The sequence below is a fragment of the Gallibacter sp. Marseille-QA0791 genome (assembly GCF_965119705.1).
Classification (GTDB): domain Bacteria; phylum Bacillota; class Clostridia; order Peptostreptococcales; family Anaerovoracaceae; genus Lentihominibacter; species Lentihominibacter excrementipullorum.
This window is the reverse complement of sequence record NZ_CBCPMH010000001.1, coordinates 2,292,208-2,313,190: the sequence shown is the minus strand read 5'-3', so window position 1 is coordinate 2,313,190 and position 20,983 is coordinate 2,292,208. Positions and strand designations below refer to the sequence as shown.

16 protein-coding genes are annotated in these 20,983 nt (G+C 49.2%); 3 read left to right on the top strand and 13 right to left on the bottom strand.

Features of this window, described 5'->3' with window-relative positions:
• Positions 1–3 precede the first annotated feature (3 nt).
• The 8 genes from ACQY69_RS10655 to ACQY69_RS10620 form a co-directional block, all read right to left on the bottom strand.
• Complete coding sequence (locus tag ACQY69_RS10655; protein ID WP_428260499.1) at positions 4–804, bottom strand: SDR family NAD(P)-dependent oxidoreductase; 801 nt, start codon at positions 802–804, stop codon at positions 4–6.
• 10 nt (positions 805–814) lie between these two features.
• Entirely contained in the window at positions 815–2,566 is a 1,752-nt protein-coding gene (locus ACQY69_RS10650) for an aminopeptidase P family protein (RefSeq protein ID WP_428260498.1), read from the bottom strand.
• A 165-nt stretch (positions 2,567–2,731) separates the two neighbouring features.
• On the bottom strand, positions 2,732–2,995 hold the full coding sequence (locus tag ACQY69_RS10645) for a hypothetical protein (protein WP_428260497.1): 264 nt from the start codon (positions 2,993–2,995) through the stop codon (positions 2,732–2,734).
• A 133-nt stretch (positions 2,996–3,128) separates the two neighbouring features.
• Entirely contained in the window at positions 3,129–4,103 is a 975-nt protein-coding gene (locus ACQY69_RS10640; RefSeq protein WP_428260496.1) for a DUF4340 domain-containing protein, read from the bottom strand.
• Between the two features lie 14 nt (positions 4,104–4,117).
• Positions 4,118–5,686 (bottom strand): Gldg family protein, encoded by a 1,569-nt coding sequence (locus ACQY69_RS10635; protein WP_428260495.1) that lies wholly within the window; start codon positions 5,684–5,686, stop codon positions 4,118–4,120.
• 12 nt (positions 5,687–5,698) lie between these two features.
• A complete protein-coding gene (locus ACQY69_RS10630; RefSeq protein ID WP_428260494.1) occupies positions 5,699–6,565 on the bottom strand; it encodes an ABC transporter permease in 867 nt (288 codons plus the stop codon).
• Positions 6,549–7,505: an ABC transporter ATP-binding protein gene (locus ACQY69_RS10625; RefSeq protein ID WP_428260493.1), complete on the bottom strand. Its 957-nt coding sequence runs from the start codon at positions 7,503–7,505 to the stop codon at positions 6,549–6,551. Before ACQY69_RS10625 ends, ACQY69_RS10630 begins: the two co-directional genes overlap by 17 nt.
• Positions 7,506–7,841: 336 nt before the next feature.
• A complete protein-coding gene (locus tag ACQY69_RS10620) occupies positions 7,842–9,176 on the bottom strand; it encodes a M18 family aminopeptidase (RefSeq protein ID WP_428260492.1) in 1,335 nt (444 codons plus the stop codon).
• Positions 9,177–9,352: 176 nt separating this feature from the next.
• Between ACQY69_RS10620 and ACQY69_RS10615 the strand changes: the two genes are divergently transcribed.
• Positions 9,353–10,267 (top strand): DMT family transporter, encoded by a 915-nt coding sequence (locus tag ACQY69_RS10615; protein ID WP_428260491.1) that lies wholly within the window; start codon positions 9,353–9,355, stop codon positions 10,265–10,267.
• A 454-nt stretch (positions 10,268–10,721) separates the two neighbouring features.
• Here ACQY69_RS10615 and ACQY69_RS10610 read toward each other — a convergent pair whose 3' ends face one another.
• Both ACQY69_RS10610 and ACQY69_RS10605 read right to left on the bottom strand, forming a co-directional pair.
• Positions 10,722–13,829, bottom strand: coding sequence for a DUF3427 domain-containing protein (locus ACQY69_RS10610; RefSeq protein WP_428260490.1), 3,108 nt, complete (start codon positions 13,827–13,829; stop codon positions 10,722–10,724).
• Between the two features lie 225 nt (positions 13,830–14,054).
• The gene (locus ACQY69_RS10605) at positions 14,055–16,094 is read right to left on the bottom strand and encodes a YhgE/Pip family protein (RefSeq protein ID WP_428260489.1); all 2,040 of its coding nucleotides are present in this window, start codon (positions 16,092–16,094) and stop codon (positions 14,055–14,057) included.
• Between the two features lie 122 nt (positions 16,095–16,216).
• On the opposite strand from ACQY69_RS10605, the gene ACQY69_RS10600 reads away from it, so the two are divergent.
• On the top strand, positions 16,217–16,795 hold the full coding sequence (locus ACQY69_RS10600; RefSeq protein ID WP_428260488.1) for a TetR/AcrR family transcriptional regulator: 579 nt from the start codon (positions 16,217–16,219) through the stop codon (positions 16,793–16,795).
• Between the two features lie 124 nt (positions 16,796–16,919).
• The gene (locus ACQY69_RS10595) at positions 16,920–17,513 is read left to right on the top strand and encodes an HNH endonuclease (RefSeq protein ID WP_428260487.1); all 594 of its coding nucleotides are present in this window, start codon (positions 16,920–16,922) and stop codon (positions 17,511–17,513) included.
• A 495-nt stretch (positions 17,514–18,008) separates the two neighbouring features.
• On the opposite strand, the gene ACQY69_RS10590 is transcribed toward ACQY69_RS10595, so the two are convergent.
• The 3 genes from ACQY69_RS10590 to guaA form a co-directional block, all read right to left on the bottom strand.
• Entirely contained in the window at positions 18,009–18,473 is a 465-nt protein-coding gene (locus tag ACQY69_RS10590) for a helix-turn-helix domain-containing protein (protein WP_428260486.1), read from the bottom strand.
• Positions 18,474–18,638: 165 nt separating this feature from the next.
• A complete protein-coding gene (locus ACQY69_RS10585) occupies positions 18,639–19,235 on the bottom strand; it encodes a DUF1643 domain-containing protein (RefSeq protein ID WP_428260485.1) in 597 nt (198 codons plus the stop codon).
• 137 nt (positions 19,236–19,372) lie between these two features.
• On the bottom strand, positions 19,373–20,941 hold the full coding sequence (gene guaA, locus ACQY69_RS10580; RefSeq protein WP_428260484.1) for a glutamine-hydrolyzing GMP synthase: 1,569 nt from the start codon (positions 20,939–20,941) through the stop codon (positions 19,373–19,375).
• Between the last annotated feature and the right edge of the window lie 42 nt (positions 20,942–20,983).

The window sequence follows — 20,983 nt, the reverse complement described above, 5'->3', positions numbered from 1 at the left end:
CTATCAATAATAATACTCAGGAGCTCCCTTGTATTCCTGTATAGTATTGCCTCCATCGACGATGAATTCCTGCCCTGTGATGTAGGAGGCTTTTTCCGAGCAAAGGAAGACTATCATGCTGGCCACCTCTTCCGCGGTCCCGCTGCGCTTCATCGGCGTATTGAGCCCGCCCTGATATTCCGCCTCAAGCTGTGATGCCGTCTGTATCCATCCCGGAAGCACATTGTTTATCGTGACCCCATATCCCCCAGCTTCTATAGCTACCGATTTGCTCATCCCTACGATTGCAGCCTTGGCCGCGGAATAAGAAGCGGAGCCCGGATTACTGACTACAGGTCCGGTGACCGACGACGTGTTGACGATCCGGCCATATCCGGCGGATTTCATATGGCCGATCACCGCCCTCGTCACGTTGAAGGTGATACCCAGGTTCCTTTCTATATCCCTGTCCCAGCTCTCATCTGTCACATCTTCGATATCGGCCTCTTCTTCACCGGCCACTCCTGTCTGGATCATCCCGGCGTTGTTGACCAGGACGTCTATCTTTCCATATACTGCTATGATATCCTGTATGAGGCTCTTCACCTGGCTCCGATCCATCAGATCCGCTATTTTCCCCTTTACCCTTATCCCCTGTTTCTTCAATTCTCTCTCACGCTCCAGGATCCTCTCCGTGGTGGATACTATTATCACCCGCCCGCCAAGAAGTCCCAAGATCTCAGCAGTCTTGAACCCTATCCCGTTTTCGCTCCCGGCCCCTGTAACGAGGCATACCTTATCGGTAAAATCGATAAACTGTTTCATCATTCCCTCCCTAAAGCTCTCCGCATTGTTCCTCCAGCCATTTTTTCACAGGCTCATCCAACAGCGGCGCCAGTGTCTCCAACACCTTTCTGTGATAACTGTTCACGTACCTGCGTTCATTTTCCGTAAGCATCGACGATTCTATCGCCTCCCGCTCATAAGGGCAGAAGGTAAGGGTCTCGAAATGTCTCGCGCCGCCGTCCTCCACGCAAAGCAACTCGTTTTCGATGCGTATCCCATACTGCCCTTCCAGATATACTCCCGGCTCATCGCTGGTCACGGTCCCCGGCATGATATGGCAGTATGTTCCCCTCAGGCTTATGGTGTGAGGTCCCTCGTGGACGCTCAGCATATGGCCCACGCCATGACCTGTTCCATGGTTGAAATCCAGCCCCAGTTCTTTCAATGGCGCTCTGGCCAGGGCATCCAGATCAGCACCTGTCTCCTTTTCCGTAAATCTGGCTGTCGCCAAAGCTATGTGCCCCTTCAGCACCGCCGTATAATCTCTCCTTCGCTGAGTATCGACCGGTCCGAGCGCCACAGTCCTGGTTATGTCCGTGGTCCCGTCTTCATACTGACCGCCCGAATCTATCAGCAGGAAGCCCTCCGCCTTCAGGGCGACATCGGTTTCCGCCGTTGCCGAGTAGTGGACGATGGCACCATGCTCCTCATAGCCTGCGATGGTATCGAAGCTGGGTTCGTATGCTCCCTGCTGCCGTCTCTGCTCTCCCAGGTATTCTGCCAGCGACATCTCACTGATACTGCCGCTTCCCGCGTTGTTTTTCAGCCAGTATATGGCATTCACGACGGCGGCTCCGTCTCTGATATGGGCCCTCCTGGTGGCAGCTATCTCCCCTTCATTCTTTATGGCTCTCATCTCTTCGATGATACTCTTTCGGTATATCCTGTCCACGGAAGCATCGAAGGCTCTGGCCATGTAATAGGATACCGACTCCTCGTCGAGGATGACGCTGCAATCCCTGAGAGCGCTCACATCGTCAAACACTTTATCGTATTCCCTGATGCAGCTGGGAACTCTCAGGCCCGGACCGGAACATCCCGCCTGTCCGGAGCGTCCCGCCTTTTCCACATATCTGCCGTCCATCACATAAAGAACGTCCCGCTCCTTCGAAATCAGCGCAAATCCGTAAAATACCGGTGTGTTCTCTATATCGCGGCCTCTCAGATTGTAAAGCCAGGCGATATCCTCCAGTCTGGTCACCAACATATGATCTGCATCGCCCATCTTCTCCCTTACCCGCGACAGCTTCGACGCTGACGATTCTCCCGTCACATCCAGCCCGATCTCATATATCTCCGATGGGACTATCTCCGGACGATCAGTCCATATCTCTCCCACCAGGTCTCTGTCATATACGATATCGAATTTCCCCTCCAGACATTCTCCGAGGCTGCGGCTGACGACCCTTCCATCAAATCCGATAACACTGCCTTCGGGCTGATCTTTCAGATAATCAGCCAGCGAAGGAACTCCCGGCGCTCCCATCTTCATCAGCTCTATACCTGTCCCGTCCAGCTGCTGAGCCGCCTGGAGAAAGTACCGGCCATCCGTCCACAGCCCCGCGAAATCCTTCCGGATCACCAGAGTACCTGCTGAACCGGTAAAACCGGAAACGTATTCTCTGCACTTGAAGTATTCATTCACATACTCGGAGCCATGATAATCCGTCGTAGGCACGATGTACGTGTCGATACCCCTTTCCTTCATTTTATCTCTCAACGCTTTCAACTGTCCGCGCATCTGTCTCCTCCAATTTACACCGACGACATATCTTAAATTATGTTAACATAAATTTTGCAAAAATTCCAATACTTTATCGGCGCTCCACTGCCGCAAAAAACATATAAGCCCAAAAGCCTCTGAATCTTCGGCTTTTGAGCTTATGCCCCTCTTTCTTATTTCCCTTCATTTGCTTCCTGTTCCTTCGTCCTGCGGCTGCCTGAGCGCTTTCAACGTATGGAAATACATGCCCAAGGATACCGGCAACATGATTACCTCCACTACCAGCTGAGTCCATATCATACCGTAGAGACCGATGAACACATCCATTACTATCAGCAGCGGGATATTGAGCAATCCCTGGCTGATCATTGTCGGTATCGCCAGCGTAGCTACGACCCTTGGTACAGACATGCTCTCGAATATATATTTCTCGGAATATTTTTTCATGCTCCGTCAAAACCTTCTTTCTCGATTTAAAGTATATAAAAATCGAGCCTTCCACAGAAGACTCGATTCGTTACTCAGTGTATACCCGAAAGTTGACAGTCTCGATCATCGGATCGATCGACCAGAAAAATACCTACAGTGCCAGCAGGTTTTCCATATCGTCGGCGTTTACCTTATAGACCATATTGGAATCGGCCAGCCTGATGTAGACATAAGTACTGTCGTCCTCCTCAGTAACATTCCCCATATGGAACGTGACTGTCGCCGTCTCGTCTTCGGCAGTATCCTCATAGGTGACAGTCACTTCTTTTCTCGATGATCCATCCAGGCCGTACTGAGCCAGTTCGTCTTCATCGGCCCTGTAATCGACACAATCGTCGAAATATATGGATCCGACTTCCCCGGCATAGATCTCGGTCAGGCTCTCCTCGTCAGAGCTTTCATCTTCCGACGAATCTGAATCGTTCTCGCTGTCCTCACTTTCTTCCTCGGATTCCGCATCGTAGTCCAGCAGTGTAACGCCTCCCTGCGTCACCACTATCTTGTCGAATATAGTTTCGTATATGGTCGGGAATGTCTCGTACTGGACCAGAGAATTCACATCGAAGACCATATAACTGGTTATCGTCGAAGCCGCCGTATACACGGTCTCGCCTCCATCCGCCGTGATATAGTACTCCTCTCCCGTCATATCGCCTATATTTATCTCGGTAACATTGCCCTCGCTGTCTTCCATAGCTATGGTGTATGCCGGAGAATCCAGCCCATATGCTTCATCGACATCCGCGTTTTTCAGCTTTCTCGTCCCGCTCAAGTCCGAATAGCTGTCGAGGGCGTTGGTTACAGTGCTCTGGTCGAGCGGCAGCTGGTCGTCTCCATCGTAATACCAGGTATCGTCGTCTTCCTTGGTGAAGCTGAAGCTCTCTTCTCCATCAGTATAGGACAGCTTCACTATATCCTGACTGTCGATATCCGTCACCTGCAGCTCCGCCGCTTCTTTCTCCGCTTCCTTTTCAGCCTTCCAGTCCGAATAGATGCTCACACCAAGATAGACTGCCAGCAGAGACGCAGCCACGGCTGCCAGTATAATGAATTGTTTCTTTTTCATCGTCATCGTGACACCTACACCTTCCTTCTCCTGTACCAGAACACGAATCCGGCCACCAGGAACGCTGCCGGTATTATGAATATGAGGAATACGCTTATAGCGCCTCCGTTCTGAACAGTATTGTACTGCACTTCAAGGCTCTTTGCCTCGATGGACAGGTTCTGTACATCTCCCAGCGCCGATGTCATCACGTTCATGAACATCGTAGTATTATCGAGGTTGGAGAAGGCTTCGGTGATGGATTCATCTATCACCGACTGAGAACCAAATACGATAAGGGTGCCCGTCGTCACCTCTCCATCGGATGAGCTGTCGCCGTCTGAAGAGGTATCATCAGCGCTTTCCGTGCTGTCGGAGCTGTCGCTGTCCTCCTGAGCAGCAGTATAAGTAACTGCGGCCGCCAGCACGAAGGAACCTTCTTCCTGACTTTCATCGGTGACGAGATAGCCGTAGTCGGAAGTTTCCATCATGGAGCTCACCTCTATCTCGTCACCGCTTTCTCCCAGCGTAAAAGCTCTGCTGTTGTTGACCATCACGGTACCCGTACTGAGGTCTCCCGTTATTCCCGACGAATCGGTCACCTCAGGGAATATAGCGTAATAATTGCCCAGGTAGTTTCTCTCCATATCGGCTACATACCCGTCTTCCAGCGTTATCTCGTACGATGACAACAGGTCAGCCAGATTCCCTGATGACGGAGTATCCTCTGACATCAGCATGATCACACTTCCTCCGTTCTTTATATAGCTGTCAACGACGGATTTTTCCCCTTCGCTTATATCTGTGGTAGGGCCATTGAATATCAGCATATCACAGTCCTCAGGTATCTCCTCCGTCATGAACAGATCCAATTCCTCCGTCTCAACGGCGGACTTGGTCATGAGTGAAGTCATGGTCGCAGAAAGCTCCGTTTCTCCGTGTCCGCTGGCCAGATAAACCTTCTTGGTCTCCTGCCCTGTGACCTTGCTTATCGCACTGGTAAGCTGACCATCTCCGTCGAATTCTGTGATGCTGCCGCTTCCGTAGTAATAGCTGTAAACATCCTGAACCATTATGTCCGAAATATCTATGGTCTGGGAAAGGCCGGTGCTTTTGCACTCAACTACGATAGTATCCCCTTCCGTATCGTACTCTTCCAGCACGGAAGGATGGAGGACAGGGTCTATGATATCCATGGAAAGGTGATCGGAAAGGGCTGTGTATTTCTGTAGGAACGTCCTGAGCATATCGTCCAGATAGTCCTCCTCCGTTATCACCGTTATATCGATATCATCTTCCAGGCCTGCGATTATCTCCCGGCTCGTATCCGATATCTCATATACCTTGTCGCTGCTGATATCCGTCTCCTTGATGTTCTCCGGCAGCTGCCCCGCGATAAGATTAACCGCGATGGCTATTATCACCACCAATACCACAGCCGCCACGCTATACGTGCCATGTCTGAATGTGACCGAGCCGAAGGAAGCTTTCATGGCTTCCTTATCGAAGCCCGGTTTGCGGAGAACTCTTCGTTTTACCCTTTTCCTCTTTCCGGCTGATTTACCCACCACGTTCGCTCTGTTCTTTTTAAATGGTTTTTTCATCTCTCGCCCCTCCTAACTCCACCGTCTCTTCTCGATACTCTGGACTGTGAGGAATATGAACACCCCTATTATAGTCAGGTTCACTATGGTCCCCGGCAGATCGAACAAGCTGTTGAATGCCGCATTATTGAACGCTGCCGCTACATCCAATTTGGACAGTATCAAATTGAGTCTGTTTTCAAAGAGCGACGAGTCAACGATATATACGACCGTCAACGCCACTGTTGCCACAGCTGCCAGACCGATGCTCAGGTACTTGTTTTTATTTACATGATGGAGCAGCAAGGCGCCGCATATGACTATCACTATCAGCACTGCCAGGTTGGCGAATGCGGAGCTGGGAAGATATCCGATAAGAGTATCCCAGATGTAAAGGATCAGCGTCACCGCGAAGGTTATGACTGCGGCTATCATCGGGCTCTCGGTCACTGAAGAAAAAAACATCCCGATGGCGATAAAGGCGCATCCCATCAGGAAAAACTCCATCAGCGACACGTAATCCGACAGCAGGCTTGAATTCCCCATGGTCTTTATTATCAGCGGGAACAGACAGAACACGACGTTGGGTACGAAAAACACCGATACCATCGCCGCGTATTTCCCCAGCACTATATCCCTTATCTTGATAGGAGATGTGAAAAGCAGCTGATCCGTCCTGTTTTTCTTTTCCTCAGCAAAGGAACGCATGGTGATGACCGGCACCAGTACCAGCAATATCAACATCACCCCCGACAGCGTATAAGCAAAGTACGGATACCCATACCCGATGTTGTATATCATAAAATATATTCCGACAAATGTTATCAAAAATGCTATCATGGCGTATCCTGTCATGGAAAGGAAAAATGAGCGCAGCTCCTTTTTAAATATGGCTTTCACCGGAAATACCTCCTCCCTGTGTCAGCTTCAGATAGATCTCCTCCAGCGTATTCTTCTTTTCCGCCAGTGAAATCACAGGCAGGCCGGCCTCCGCAAATGCGAAGAAGATATCTTCCCTTATGTCTCTGCCTCCTTCCGGCGTCACCTCCGCCGCGAATATCCCTTCCTCTCTTCCGACCAGCTTGTATTCTCCGCTTCCCGATATCTTTCCCAATATCCTCCTTATGTCATCTGCTTCTCCCTTTACTTCCATTACGATCTTTTCCTCTTCATTGAAGAGATTCTCCAGATTCTCGGGAGTGTCCTCTGCTACCAGCTTCCCGCCCGCGATTATCAAGATATAATCGCAGAGCTCCCGTACCTCCGCCAGGATGTGAGAGCTGAGTATCACGGTATGATTCTTGGCCATGCTCCGTATCAACGACCGTATCTCTATTATCTGTCCGGGATCCATTCCCACCATAGGCTCGTCCAGGATTATAGTCTCAGGAAATCCTATCATAGCCTGAGCCAGTCCGACTCGCTGTCTGTATCCTTTGGAAAGATTGGATATCAGCCTCTCCGACACTTCCCTGAGATTCACTCTGCTTATTATCACATCCACCTGTATCTGCCTCTCCAGCTTGGATATTCCCTTCAGCTCCGCAGCCAGTGTCAGATATTCCCGTACCGTCATATCCATATAGACTGGCGGCATCTCCGGCAGATATCCCACTGATTTCTTGGCTTTTTCCGGCTCCTTCAGTATATCGGCTCCATCGATGACGACAGATCCTTCCGTCGCCGCCAGATACCCTGTTATGATATTCATGGTGGTGCTCTTTCCCGCGCCATTAGGTCCTAGGAAGCCGTATATCTTTCCCTTGTCTATGGAAAAGCTCAACCCATCCACGGCCGTATGTTTGCCGTATCTCTTCGTCAGATTTTTCACCTCTATCACATCATTCCCTCCTTGATAACAAAGCCGGCTCCGCCGATCCTCTTCCGGCAGCAGCCTTCGCTAAAATCCTGACTTTCTCCAAAAACGGGGAAATACCTCTGAGAAATATCCCCTGCGTTGAAAAAATGCTGCGCGGGATATTTTTCCGCGCCTTCCCATCTTTACTCTACCTCTTTATTCTATTAACGCGTTGTCGGGTTCTTAATCTTTTCATAAACATTTCTTCGCCAAATCATCAACAATATAAAAGGACTGTGTAGTTTAAACCACAGTCCCTTCACACTTGAGGCGTTGCCTGAAGCGTCCCGGTAACGGTATCGCCTTACCGGCTATCTGTCATCGCCCCAGCTCTGCTTCCATTCCTTCTATCAGTATGTCCGTCTCATAGAACTTTTTCAACCCTTCAATAGCATATACGGTATCCATCGCGCCGGCTGTCTCGTAGCTGGAATGCATCGCCAGCTGAGCCAGACCTATGTCGACAGAATGGAGGCTCACTTGCATATTGGAAATATTACCAAGCGTCGAACCGCCCGCGCTGTCGCTCCGGTTGGCAAAAGTCTGGACAGGGATATCCGCTTCGCGGCAGAGCTCTTCGAAGACCGCTCTGCTGAAAGCATCCGTCGTATATTTCTGATTGGCGCTTTCCTTTATAACGATCCCTTTATTCATAAATGCCCTGTTCACATCATCTGTCTTTCCCGGATGGTTGGGATGAACGGCATGAGCATTGTCACAGCTGACCAGAAAAGAACCGGCGACAGCTCGCCGATATTCCTCCCCTGTCTTCCCCAATCTCTCGTTTATACGCATCAGCACATCCCGCAGGAAGGTGGACATCGCCCCCTGCTTCGTGTTGGAGCCCACCTCCTCATTGTCGAAGCAGCAGTAAACATTGATACCGCTGTCGTTCTCAGCATCGATAAACGCCCGCAATGATGCGAAGGCACACTGCAGATCATCCATCTTCGGCGCTGAAATGAACTCGCCGTCATGACCCCACAATGATGGCTTCTGCCGGTTCACCAGGAACAGATCCTTTCCCAGGATATCCTCGCTGTCGATATCCAGCCGTTCTGCTATCATTTCATCGAAAGCTCCCTTTTTCAATGCTCCCGCTGAAAAAAGCGGACAGAGGTCTATCTGTCTGTTGTACTTATACCCGGTATTTATCTCCCTGTTGAAATGGATAGCCACATTGGGGATGATAAGGATGTCCTTATCAATATAGACCAGCTTCGTCGAGATCCGGTGTGGCCGCGCGCAGTCTCTCACCAGGATCCTCCCCGCTACACTCAATGGTCTGTCGAACCATGAGCTGTCTATCATCCCGCCGTATCCCTCCACATTAAGTCTGAGATATTCTCCCGGCCCTTCAAGCTCCGGCACTGCCTTCACCTTGTAAGACGGCGAATCGCTGTGAGAAGCGCATATGCGGAAACTGTAATTTTCTCCGGAAGCTGATCTGCCTGCTCTGAAGGCAATGATACTGGAACCGTTCCTGACGGTATAACATCTGTCCCCTTCCTCTATATCCCACCGTTCTGTCTCCGGCAGATATCTGAATCCGGCAGCATCCAGCCGCTTCCTTACAGCCTCTACCGTGTGGAACATACTGGGACTTTCCTCTATAAAAGCTGACAGTTCTTTTGAAATTTCGATGTGATCCATATTATCCTCCCGTGCGGCCTCATCACCGCATCAATATGACCGCCCCTCATTTTCACATTTTTAAAGGAATCAGAAAAAACCTGTTGACTAAGTACCGGGGCTGACCTTTATAATTTAATTAAAGCATACTCTATGACGAAAAGCAAACCGTGAAAAGGAAAGGAGCAAGTGATATATTGAGTAATTCCTTTGCCGTGAAATTCAAAGGGGAATTCTGTCTCTTCCTGGCCGCCTTCATATGGGGCTCGGCCTTCATATTCCAGAAAATGGGCATGGATCACATCGGTCCATTCACCTTCGGTATTTTCAGATTCTGTCTCGGCGCTCTGGCCTTGCTGCCGGTGATATGGATCTCCGGCGCGATCAACAAAAGGCGCCCGGAGCCCAGAGAGATCACACCCTTCACCGATAAGACACTATGGCTGGGCGCTTTGCTGGGAGGCGTTTCCAATTTCGTAGCCGGATCTCTCCAGCAGGTGGGCCTGGTCTACACGACGGCAGGAAAGGCCGGGTTCATCACCTCCATGAGCATCGTCATCGTTCCGCTCTTCCTGCTCTTCATGAGGAAAAAAGTAGGAAGGATGACATGGATCGGCATCGCCATGGCGACGACAGGTCTCTATCTGCTTTGCATCACCGAGAGCTTTTCCCTACAGCTGGGGGACAGCCTCGTATTGGGCTGTGCCGTAGCTTACTCGTTCCAGATACTGATAATCGACTATTTTGCGGAAAGAGTCGACGCGGTGAAGCTTTCCTTCATGATGTTCATGCTGGCAGGCATACTCTCCGGCATCACCGCGCTTTTTACCGAAACCATAGAGCTCCAGGCGATCCTCGACTGCGCCGTACCTATACTGTACGTCGCCATCCTGGAAGTGAGCGTCGCCTTTACCCTCCAGGTCGTAGGGCAGAAATACACCTCGCCTGCTCTGGCAGCGATAATCATGAGCCTGGAATCGGTCTTCGCCGCCATATGCGGTGGCCTCTTCCTCGGGGAAACCATGACGGCCCGGGAAATCACCGGATGCGTCATCATGTTCGCCGCCTTTGTGATCTCCCAGCTTCCCGACAGGAAACAATCAGCTGAATAATCAGCTAAATAAACTTAAACTTGCAGAGCTGATCTAGCGATTCGATCCACGGCTCCGCATTTGTAAATATTTCCCTTTAATTTTATACATTTTTACTGTTATATCATTTCTTACGTATAATGTCTGGCTCTGGCGAACCTATTATTTCTGTTTCCAGAGCCAATTTTTATACACTTTCCACGAGTTTTTTTGATTTTACGTATAAACCTCGCCGGTGTTTCTGAAAATCCCAAGCCAATCTTTATACGCTTTCAGAGAAAATCAGCCATAAATGTATAAAAATCACGCTGTCGCCCTTTCCCCAGAAGGTCTTCACGCAATTCTCTTATACGCTTAATTTCATTTTCAAAAATAAACGTATAATTTCCCTCTCCCGGCCGGGCGCCTCCTGCCACTGAAGCGCATTCTTTCCACGTCGATCATTGCCCGGCCTGCGCCTGCCGCGTTTCGCCCATCAGCTGCCGCCAAGGCTACCGTCGTCTCCCGTGATATATTCAAACAGCTCATCCCTCACCGGATCCTCCAGCAGATATGTGATCTCAAAGGCTTCATCGCCGCTCTTTTCCAGTATGACCGGTTTCGGTTTCCCGACAGCTCTGATCTCACCCATGAAATAGAACTCCTTTGCCTCCCGGTCGTCCTTATTCCTCCTGACGAACAGGTATATTTTATTGTCCCGGTCATCGTCCGTCCTCTTATAGATGTGATCGGCATCGGAGGAAGTGACCTGCCTCGGATGTTTTGAAAATGCGATCAGCTCTCTGTTGGACAAAAATCTATGCTCGTAGATGGCGTTCCTCTGGTCCTGCCGGTAATTTATGAAAACCGGCATCGTCTTCGTTTCCTTTTCGTAGAAATACCCTCCCACGTTGATGGGGTTTCGCTGTTTTTCCCAGTTGAGGAGTCGGCATATATCTTCGTAGGTGTACTTTCCGTAGAGGGTGAAATTCGTCTGGCGATAGCTCCGCGCGAAATTTTCCTCAAATCTCGACAGCCCGAACATCACCAGCTCCTTTACCATTTCCCTGAAGTCCTGATTTTCCAGCATTTTCGCGAAGTCATCGGAAACGGAAGCAGCAAAGCCCCTCTCGCCCGTTTCCCCGGAAGCGACCGCCGGATCATCCGCCAGGGCCCGCGCCTTCTTTTTCATAAAAGGTTTTCCCAGCTTTTCACGTTCCTTTTTCATAAAAAAGTCAAAGGTCAGGTTATTCACCGTCGAAATCAGCTCCGCTTCCGACACCTCCCTTCCCAATCGCTTTCTCATCCTGACGCCAAACTCATCCATCGGATCCGCAAAGCCGTCGGCGAGACACCCCAGCATTTCCAGCTCGTGGGGCCGCTTTCCTCTGGCGAATCGCCTGGAGATACACTCCAGCGCTGCGACTTCATCGCCGGAAAGCTCCACGTCGTAATTTTCCCCGTCGCACTTTCGCAGAAAAGTATGATAGGAGCCGAAGGCGGGGCTGTCGAATATCCTGACGGCATCCACCGTCCCGTAAATATCGAACTCCATCAGGGACGGTACATGGCCGACGCGGTATCTCAGCAGCTCATACGCCTCCCGCAGAAGCCGCACATCGCCGGTTTTCGCCCTATCGATGGACTCATACACCCGCTCCCTGGCGATCTCGTCGAAATGGATGCTGGAGCATCCTGGGATCAGCCGCGTCCCCGACGAGACGTACCGCCTGATGGCATCCTTGTTGTAGCTCCTGTCTCCCGACAAGGCAACAGGTATCATGAAATTGTTCCTGTAATTTCCGATAAAGTCGAGAACGACGAGAAATTCCTTGCCTTCGCTTTTCCTGAGCCCCCGCCCCAGCTGCTGTACGAAAATAATAGGCGACTGGGTAGGTCTCAGCATGATAATCTGATTGATCTCGGGGATGTCCACGCCCTCGTTGAAAATATCCACGGTAAACAGGTAATCCAGCCGGTCGCCTCTGTCATCGCTCACCAGCCGCTCCACGGCTTCCGACCTCACCGCCTGGCTGTCCTCTCCCGACAGATCGAGAGTCCTGAAGCCACGGCAGTTGAACTTCTCCGAAAGGATCGCCGCTTCCTGCCGGGAGCTGCAGAACACCAGACCCTTCACCCTGTCCCCGCTCCAGCCGTAATACCCGGCCTTTTCTATTATGCGATCCACTCTCTCATCGGCAACGAGCCTGTTGAAATTCCTGATCCCCGTCTCATCGTCAAAAACCTCGCCGCCTATCTCCAGCTCGGTGATCCCGAAATAATGGAAGGGACACAGCAGATCTTCCTCCAGGGCCTGCCTGAGTCTGATCTCGTAAGCTATGTTGTGATGGAACATCCCGAAAATATCGAATCCGTCGGTCCGTTCCGGGCTGGCTGTCATCCCGAGATATAGCCTCGGCCTGAAATACTCCATTATCTTCCTGTGGGTCCCTGCCCCCGCTCTGTGGACCTCGTCGATGACGATCACATCGAATTCATCTCTGGCAAATCCCGTCAGGACATCATCTCTGCCCATGGTCTGGACCGTGGCGAAAACCATGTCCGCGGTCTTTTCCCGGCTGCTCCCCGACAATATCCCCGATGATCTGCCTTTCCCGAAGACCTTCCGATAAGCGTCGCGCGCCTGCCTCGCGATCTGCTCCCGGTGTACGAGGAACAGTATTTTCCCGGGATTCATCTGCCGCAGTGCGAAGGCCGACGCGTAAGTCTTGCCCGTGCCGGTAGCTGAGATCAGCAGCGCTCTGCTTTCCCCGCGGCTAACAAGGTCCATGAGGTTTTCCGTAAAGACTCGCTGCATGAGATTGGGGATCAGAGACCCGGCCGGATCCTGGTGCTCCGCCGGTTTCCGAAAGTCCTCGTCGATCCAGCTCCGCCCCGCCTCGATGGCGAGTGAAGGCGCCGGTTGCATCGAGCGCCTCGGCTGTATCACCTGCTCGGGAGACCCCGGCTGCGCCAGCACCTTATGCTCCGCTTTTCCCCGAGCCTCCCTGTAATACCGCTCGTACTCCTCCGCACACTGATCGAAGGGTACTGCAGAGTCCCACAGCTCCGTGAACTCGCTCCGCATCTCCCGCAGAAACTCTCCATCCTCCGCAGAGACCATCTTCGCGTTCCATTCCCGGTTTACCGAAAGAGCCTTCATAGTCATATTGGCGCTTCCAACGATCATCCTGTATATCTGACCCTGTCGGAACACGTATCCCTTCGTATGAAATCCCGCGGCACGTCCTGCGGTGAAACACATCTTCACTTCTACATTCCTCAAAGTATTGAGCTTCCTCAATGCTCCCGGCTCACTGAACGCAAGATAATCCGTCGTAAGAACTTTCCCTTTCACACCCCGTGATTCCAGTTCCTTCAGCGTCTGCAAAAGCGGTGTGATCCCGCCCCTCGTAATGAAGGCTGCACTGATAAAAAACTCATCACACCGCTTCAGCTCTCTCTCAATGGCGGCGACCACCTTTTTCCCACGCCTGTAATCATTGGAAATGAACTGTGGCCTGAACCCGGCATCGGAGCTCGTGCTCCCGTCTATGAAGGCTGTATTAAAACCTTCCCGCATACGTTGAAAGTTCCTGTCCATCGTTTCCTCTCTTTATCAAATGATCCAAAGACTTCATCGCATATGTCCTGTGCCTGCAAAAGCAGCACAATACACTATCCCGCCATCTCCGCGATCTGCTTTGAAAGTCTTTCATCAATATCGCTCAGACTCAACGATATTTTAACATATCCGGCAATTGATGATTTAAGAATTTTTAACATCTATGCCGGTACATTTCCTCATTCCTCGTCCTGCGTGCTGTCTCTACCTTCTGCTTATCTGCTCTGTTATATGCTCCACCCGTCTTGTGCACGGCTTACATATGATCAATGACAGACATATGAAGACGACCATGAAAATGCACAGGTATGCGCAATCCCCCAAAAGCGTCGGCAGATTTCCCACGCTGAGAGCTTCCCTGATGCCGTCTATGCTATAGGTCATCGGGAGAAAAGCACTGATCTTCGAAAAAAATTCCGGCATAAGGTCTGCCGGGAAACTGCCGCCACAGGCGGGTATCATGAATATCGTCACCAGTACACCGACGATATTTCCTCCTATCCCAAACGCGAGATTGAAGCACTGCAACACAGCGGAGAAAGACAGTGCCATAACGACTGCGAAAAAATACATCTGCGGAACGCTCGCCGGCTCTATACCTATGACGAGGATCCCTGTAACTATCAATACAGCTTCCAGTATGCTGAACAGCGCCATCGTCACATATCCGGAAAATACTATCTCCGGCGAATTGAGCTGCACATCGCTTTTTCTCCTGATGGGAATTATGAACAGCAGCACCAGAGACCCTATCCAGATACCGAGTGACATGAACAGTGGAAGGAATCCTTCCGAATACCTTGTAAGCTCACCGTATATATGTTCCGGCACATCCAATGGATCTGATATGAACTTCCCCATCTCGCTGTCGGAATTAACCAGTTCAGTCTTTATCTTCGCCCCGCCTTTCTCCAATGCCGCAGTCAGCGTTCCGCTTCCCTCTGCAAGCTGTGGTATCCCGCTGCGCAAAGATGAGGTTCCGCCGGCAAGCTGTCCGGTGCCTTCATGGAGCTGGCTAGCCCCTTCCGAAAGACTATTCGCACCATTCGACAACTGTGACACCGACGATTTGAGGCGTGACATATCCTCTGATGATGCCGAGATGGCCGTGTTCACTTGCTGTATGGCTCCCTGCGCGCCAGAAACGGCGGATTGCCCGGCAGTCGCTTTCAGACCCGAGGCAACAGGCTCGCTTATCCCTTCTAAGATGTCTTCCTCCGATACGCCGGATGCCGCCCCCTCCAGCGATGCAGAAACTATCGTTCCCACGAGCTGCGTCTTCTGCTCCTGAGTGAGGCTCGATAAAAGCTCCCCATATCCGCCTTCGAGGCCGGACAATATCTGCGACGTCAATGCTGACTTTACTCCCTGCGATGTCATCTTTGCCTTTACATTCGAGCTGACAGCAGATGCCACTCCCTGCGATATCTGATCTGCTGCAGCCGATACCATCTGTGAATTTGCTGCAGCGTCATAGACCTGTTGCTTCTGATCTTGATCGAAAGATATCTCACTAAGCTCCAGCTGCGCCGTAGCTTTATTCAATACTGACAATCCGGAAGCGAGTTCACCGGCACCCGATCTCAACTCCGCCGCGCCATGCTCAAGATCCGATGCGCCGTCATCCAGGGCCTCTGCGCCTTCTTTCAGCACGAGCAGACCATCCTTTATCTTCCTGCTTCCATCAGCCGCTTTCTCAAGGCCATCACCTGCATCTCCTATCGCCGCAAACGCGCCTGTCGCATATTCCTGCGATATCTTCTGTGCTACCAGCTTTTCAAACTCCGAGCGTACGCTTCTGGTAAGCTGTGAAGCGATGAAATTTTTCCTCATATTCGACAGATACTGTATCTCCGCTGTCTCCGGCTTTCCCGTCCTGGCGCTCAGGACCTTTTCGCTGAAATCATCCGGTATCACGAACGCCAGATAATAATCAGTCTTCTCTATACCTTCTTCCAGTTGCTCCTCGTCGCATATCTCCCACTTTACGCTGTCATTTTTCTCCACCTCTTCTATTATCATATCCCCATAATTTACTCGCTTGCCGTCAAACCCGACTCCTTTGTCGCCATTCACGATAGCGACGGGAAAATCCTTTACCGAATCCGGGATTTTGCTGAACGCCACTACCGTAACAAGCCCATAGCAAAGGGAAACGACAACTGCTATCGCGATCGCCAGTATGCGTATCGGCGTTTCCTTTATAAGTTCAAATCTCGATTTCAATGCCTTGCCAAATCTCATATTCTACCCTCCAAAACAAATGCTTGCATTTTTCTTGACATCTGTCTATTATAATTGAGTGCCTCGCTTTTACGATGCACAAAAGGCAGCGATCTGTTCATTTATCGACACGGAGGGATAAAATGTCAAGTAAATCAGACAGGCGCAGTATCCGAACGAAAAAAGAGCTCAAGGACAACCTTATAGCTCTGCTTTCAACGGGGCGCATCATAGAATCGATTTCAGTTAAGGAGCTTGCCGATCTCGCGGATATCAGCCGCAGCACATTTTACCTGCATTACAGCGATATCTACGACCTTCTCGACGATATCGAAAACGACTTTTTTGACGAATTCAGAAGCGTATTCGACGGCTTTCATCCGGAAGAACTGACAGAGAGTCCGCTGCCCAGAATAGACGGTATGCTGGCCTTTGCGGCAAAAAACAGCAGACTGGTCCTTTCCCTGGCGGACAATCAGATAGATATGTCTTTTTCCCGAAAGATCAAGAATATCGCTCACGGCATCTGTTTCGACTCCTGGTCACAGCTGTACCCTGTAAGCGATCGCACGAAATACGAATATTTCTTTTCGTTTATATTTTCCGGCTGTATAGACCTCATCCTGACATGGCTGAGAGGCGGCATAAAGGAATCCCGCCAATACATGTCGGATCTTCTGGAAACGTTCATAATGGACGGGGCAAGTGTATTGAGATCATAGCAGGACATGATCTCAATGTGCCTGTCTTAATGTGAAAATCAGATAGATATGGAGATTGTCGTCAAAAAAAGCGTTTCCGGAATAGCTGTCAAAGTATATCCAAAAAACTAATACGGAGTTACCAATGAAAAAGATATTTAGAATGCCAACACCTGTCAAAATCACGGGACGAACTTCCAGCATTACCAATGCCTTTGTTAATGGAATCATTCCTGTTATTGAACCAACAGAACAAGAAATCGAAGCCGCCTTAGAAACTTTGGGAATGGATAAAGACCACATTGTTTGCGCATACTGTGGAAATCCATATACTGAATGGGATCATTTTTATCCCCTAATCAAAGATAAAAAGCCAACTGGATACATATCCGAAATCCATAATTTAGTTCCTGCCTGTGGCAAATGCAATCAAAGTAAGGGGAATAAACACTGGAAAACATGGATGCTAAGTAACGCCGCACTTTCCCCATCTTCTCGACACATTCCAGATATAGCACAGCGAATAAAACGTCTTGAAGATTATGAACAGCGATACGCTCCTATAAAGCTTGATTTTGAAGGAATTGTAGGTAAAGATATGTGGGAACAACACTGGGCTAACTGCCAGGCCCTACATGATCTGATGCAGAAAAGCCAAAAACATTCAGATAAACTCAAATCGATTATTAAAAATACGCTTTCAGAGGAGAACCGCGATAAAAAATTTCCAACGGAATAATTTACTTTTTTCTTTATGCTGCTTGCAGCATGGGAATGTAGAATATTGCTTTCAGTGTGAAAATTATCCCTGCGAAAAATATGATAGCATAGACGAATTTGATTCTTTTATCACACACCAGCATCAAAAGCAGAATATGGGGAAATTTAGGAAATCGAGAATTAAACTTTATTCAGCAGAACAGCAGAGAAAGAAAGTTCTGTTAAATCATCTATCGAATACTTGCAGTGACGGACATAAATCGACTCCCGGAAATGCCCATTTTTTCAGCATTTCCGGGAGTCTACCCGCTATTCGAACTCGCAAAGTTCTACTTAATTTATAGTTCTTATTCCATACTTCAGCCCCAAATCAGTTCAATAATGAACTGATTTGTATGTATTGTCTCTGATTCTATAGAATCTTATTGTCATTTTATTGTCGCTAATAGCAATGGATTGGTCTTCTTCAATATTATTTGAATTCTAACATTATTGCCCGCTTAAAAGTTATAAATTACTTTCCCGATAAAGACTTTCCAACCACGTAAACACCTATTAACATCACCGCAACTGACATCCCTAAGAGGACCCCTGAAATAAAGTCTTTCATATCAGAACCGCCAACTGCATAAGAAAGAGCTTGCATAGCTATGCCCATAACAATTAACACAACTCCGTACAAAGTATTCTTTTGTTTTTCTAATTCCTGTGTTCTTCTAAGTAAATCTAAAAACTGTTCTCCATCATAAACGCGAACACTTTTTTCTCCTGAAGTTTCACCATCAAACAATTCTGCAACTGTAATTTCCAATTCAACACATAGCTTCTTAACAATAGAATAATCAGGCATACATTTTCCAGTTTCCCATTTTGAAATAGTTTTATTTGAAACGCCTAGCTTCTCTGCCAACTGTTCCTGAGTCATGTTTTTCTGTTTTCTCTTTAAGGAAATGTATTTTCCTATAACTAATTGATTCATTTCTATTCCTCCATTCATTTGATGATATAATCATACTTTTTTTCAGAATAAAACGAATCCCTTATTGGTAGAATATGAGGGGATATCTATAAAATCTACAATTCTTCCATCATTATCCCTTTGGGGAACATACACTTGTATCTAAAGATTTCATAGAAAGTTCCCTCATAATGAAGTCAAATATGTTTTAACATCAAACGTTTCTAGCCTGGAATCTTTTTTCAAATATAAAGGATGATGAGGATGTCCCTTAATAGAACACTTTCCAACCTTACACCAAACAGCCTTATACTGATTAGAAATATTAATCATCTCTCTAAGACATTCCTTTAAATATTTTCTTCTTTCTATATTTGTTCCCCAAGCTGCCCAGATTATCGGCTTTTTGCCACTGTTTTCCAATATCCATTGAAAGGCCTGCATGTTCTCTTTGTGAAGCATCGGATTTATTTCTTTATTCATTTGATTTGGATCTGTCGCTCGCTGTGCATAGACATTAAACATAATAAATGAGTCAAATCCGTTCCCCGTCGCTATCCTTTCGACTGATTTCATTGTGTTATCCATCTTTTCCGGTTCTGCAGTTGATGGATTGATTCCAATAGTAATAAGCGGATTATTCCCTACCGTTCCCAGAATATATCTATATTCCGTATAAAAATCTGGAACATAGATCCATTTTGTCCGATCGTGTTTTTCTCTTTCATTCTGCATAGCCATTGCAGTTTGAAATGATAATATCTTAAGTTTTTCTTTCATCATGCAATTTTACATTAATTAAAAAACAAAGGATTTTCTAAAAATAACTACCATCCATAAATTTCAGCATTATATCCACATGACTGAGATCGAAGAATACTGAGAGTTCTCTATTTCCAAGTGCTCTCGAAATTTGTTAATTATTCGAACTCTATCGTCCCCGGCGGTTTGCCCGTACAGTCGTAAAATACGCGGTTCACGTGTTTCACCTCGTTGACGATCCTGGTGGTGACGGTCTGGAGCACGTCCCACGGAAGCTGGGCGGCTTCTGCTGTCATGAAGTCGCTGGTCAGCACTGCCCGCAGGGCGATGGCGTAATCGTAGGTCCTGAAATCGCCCATCACTCCGACGCTGCGCATATTCGTCAGAGCGGCGAAGTACTGGCCGAGGGTCCCTTCTTCACCATACTTCGGAATGAGTCCGTTCTCCATCGCCTTGGCGATCTCCTCGCGGTAGATGGCATCGGCATCCTGGACGATCTTCACCTTTTCCTCCGTCACCTCGCCGACGATCCTGACACCGAGGCCAGGTCCCGGGAACGGCTGGCGGAATACCAGGTATTCCGAGATCCCCAGCTTGAGGCCCACCTTTCTCACTTCATCCTTGAAGAGCATCCTCAGAGGTTCGATGATTTCCTTGAAGTCCACGTGATCCGGCAGCCCGCCAACGTTGTGGTGGGACTTTATCACGGCGGATTTTCCCAGTCCGCTCTCGATCACATCGGGATATATCGTTCCCTGTACGAGGAAATCGACTGCGCCGATTTTCTTCGCTTCTTCTTCGAAAACCCTGATGAATTCTTCGCCGATGATCTTTCTCTTCTGTTCCGGTTCCTCGACTCCTGCCAGCTTATCGTAAAACCGCTGCTGAGCGTTCACTCTTACGAAATTCAGATCGTACTCGCCTTCCGGTCCGAAGACGGCTTCTACTTCATCTCCTTCGTTTTTCCTCAGAAGTCCGTGATCGACGAAAACACAGGTAAGCTGTTTCCCGACGGCTTTCGACATCAGCACCGCCGCTACGGAAGAGTCCACGCCTCCCGACAGAGCGCACAGCACCTTGCCGCTGCCTACTCTTTCCCTGATGGCTGCTATCGTATCATCTACGAAAGAGCCCATCTTCCAGTCGCCGGAGCATCCGCACACATCCTTTACGAAGGCCCGGAGCATCTTGACCCCTTCCGCCGTATGTACTACCTCAGGGTGCATCTGAAGCGCGTATATCCCGCGTTCCCTGTTTTCCATAGCTGCCACAGGGCAGACAGGTGTATGAGCTGTCACCTCAAACCCCTCCGGAGTCTGGCTTATGTAGTCGGTATGGCTCATCCAGCATATCGTCTTATCATCCACATCCCTGAAAAGCCCGCTTTTGTCGTCGATGTCGACCTCTGTCCTTCCGTATTCGCTGACAGGCGCTGTTTCCACATTCCCTCCCAGCTGATGGGCGATAAGCTGAGCCCCGTAACAGATCCCCAGGATCGGGATCCCCAGCTCGTATATCTCCTTCGGATACTGCGGAGAATCGTCTCCGTAAACGCTGTTGGGGCCGCCCGTGAAAATGATGCCTTTCGGTGCCTCTGCCTTGATCTCCTCAAGGCTCATGGAATAAGGGCGCACTTCGCAGTAAACGTCGCATTCTCTCACGCGGCGGGCGATCAACTGATTGTACTGTCCGCCAAAATCAAGGACGATGATCTTTTCATGTTCCATATATCGATTCCCTTCCAAATAGAATAGTTTTATTTTTGAATA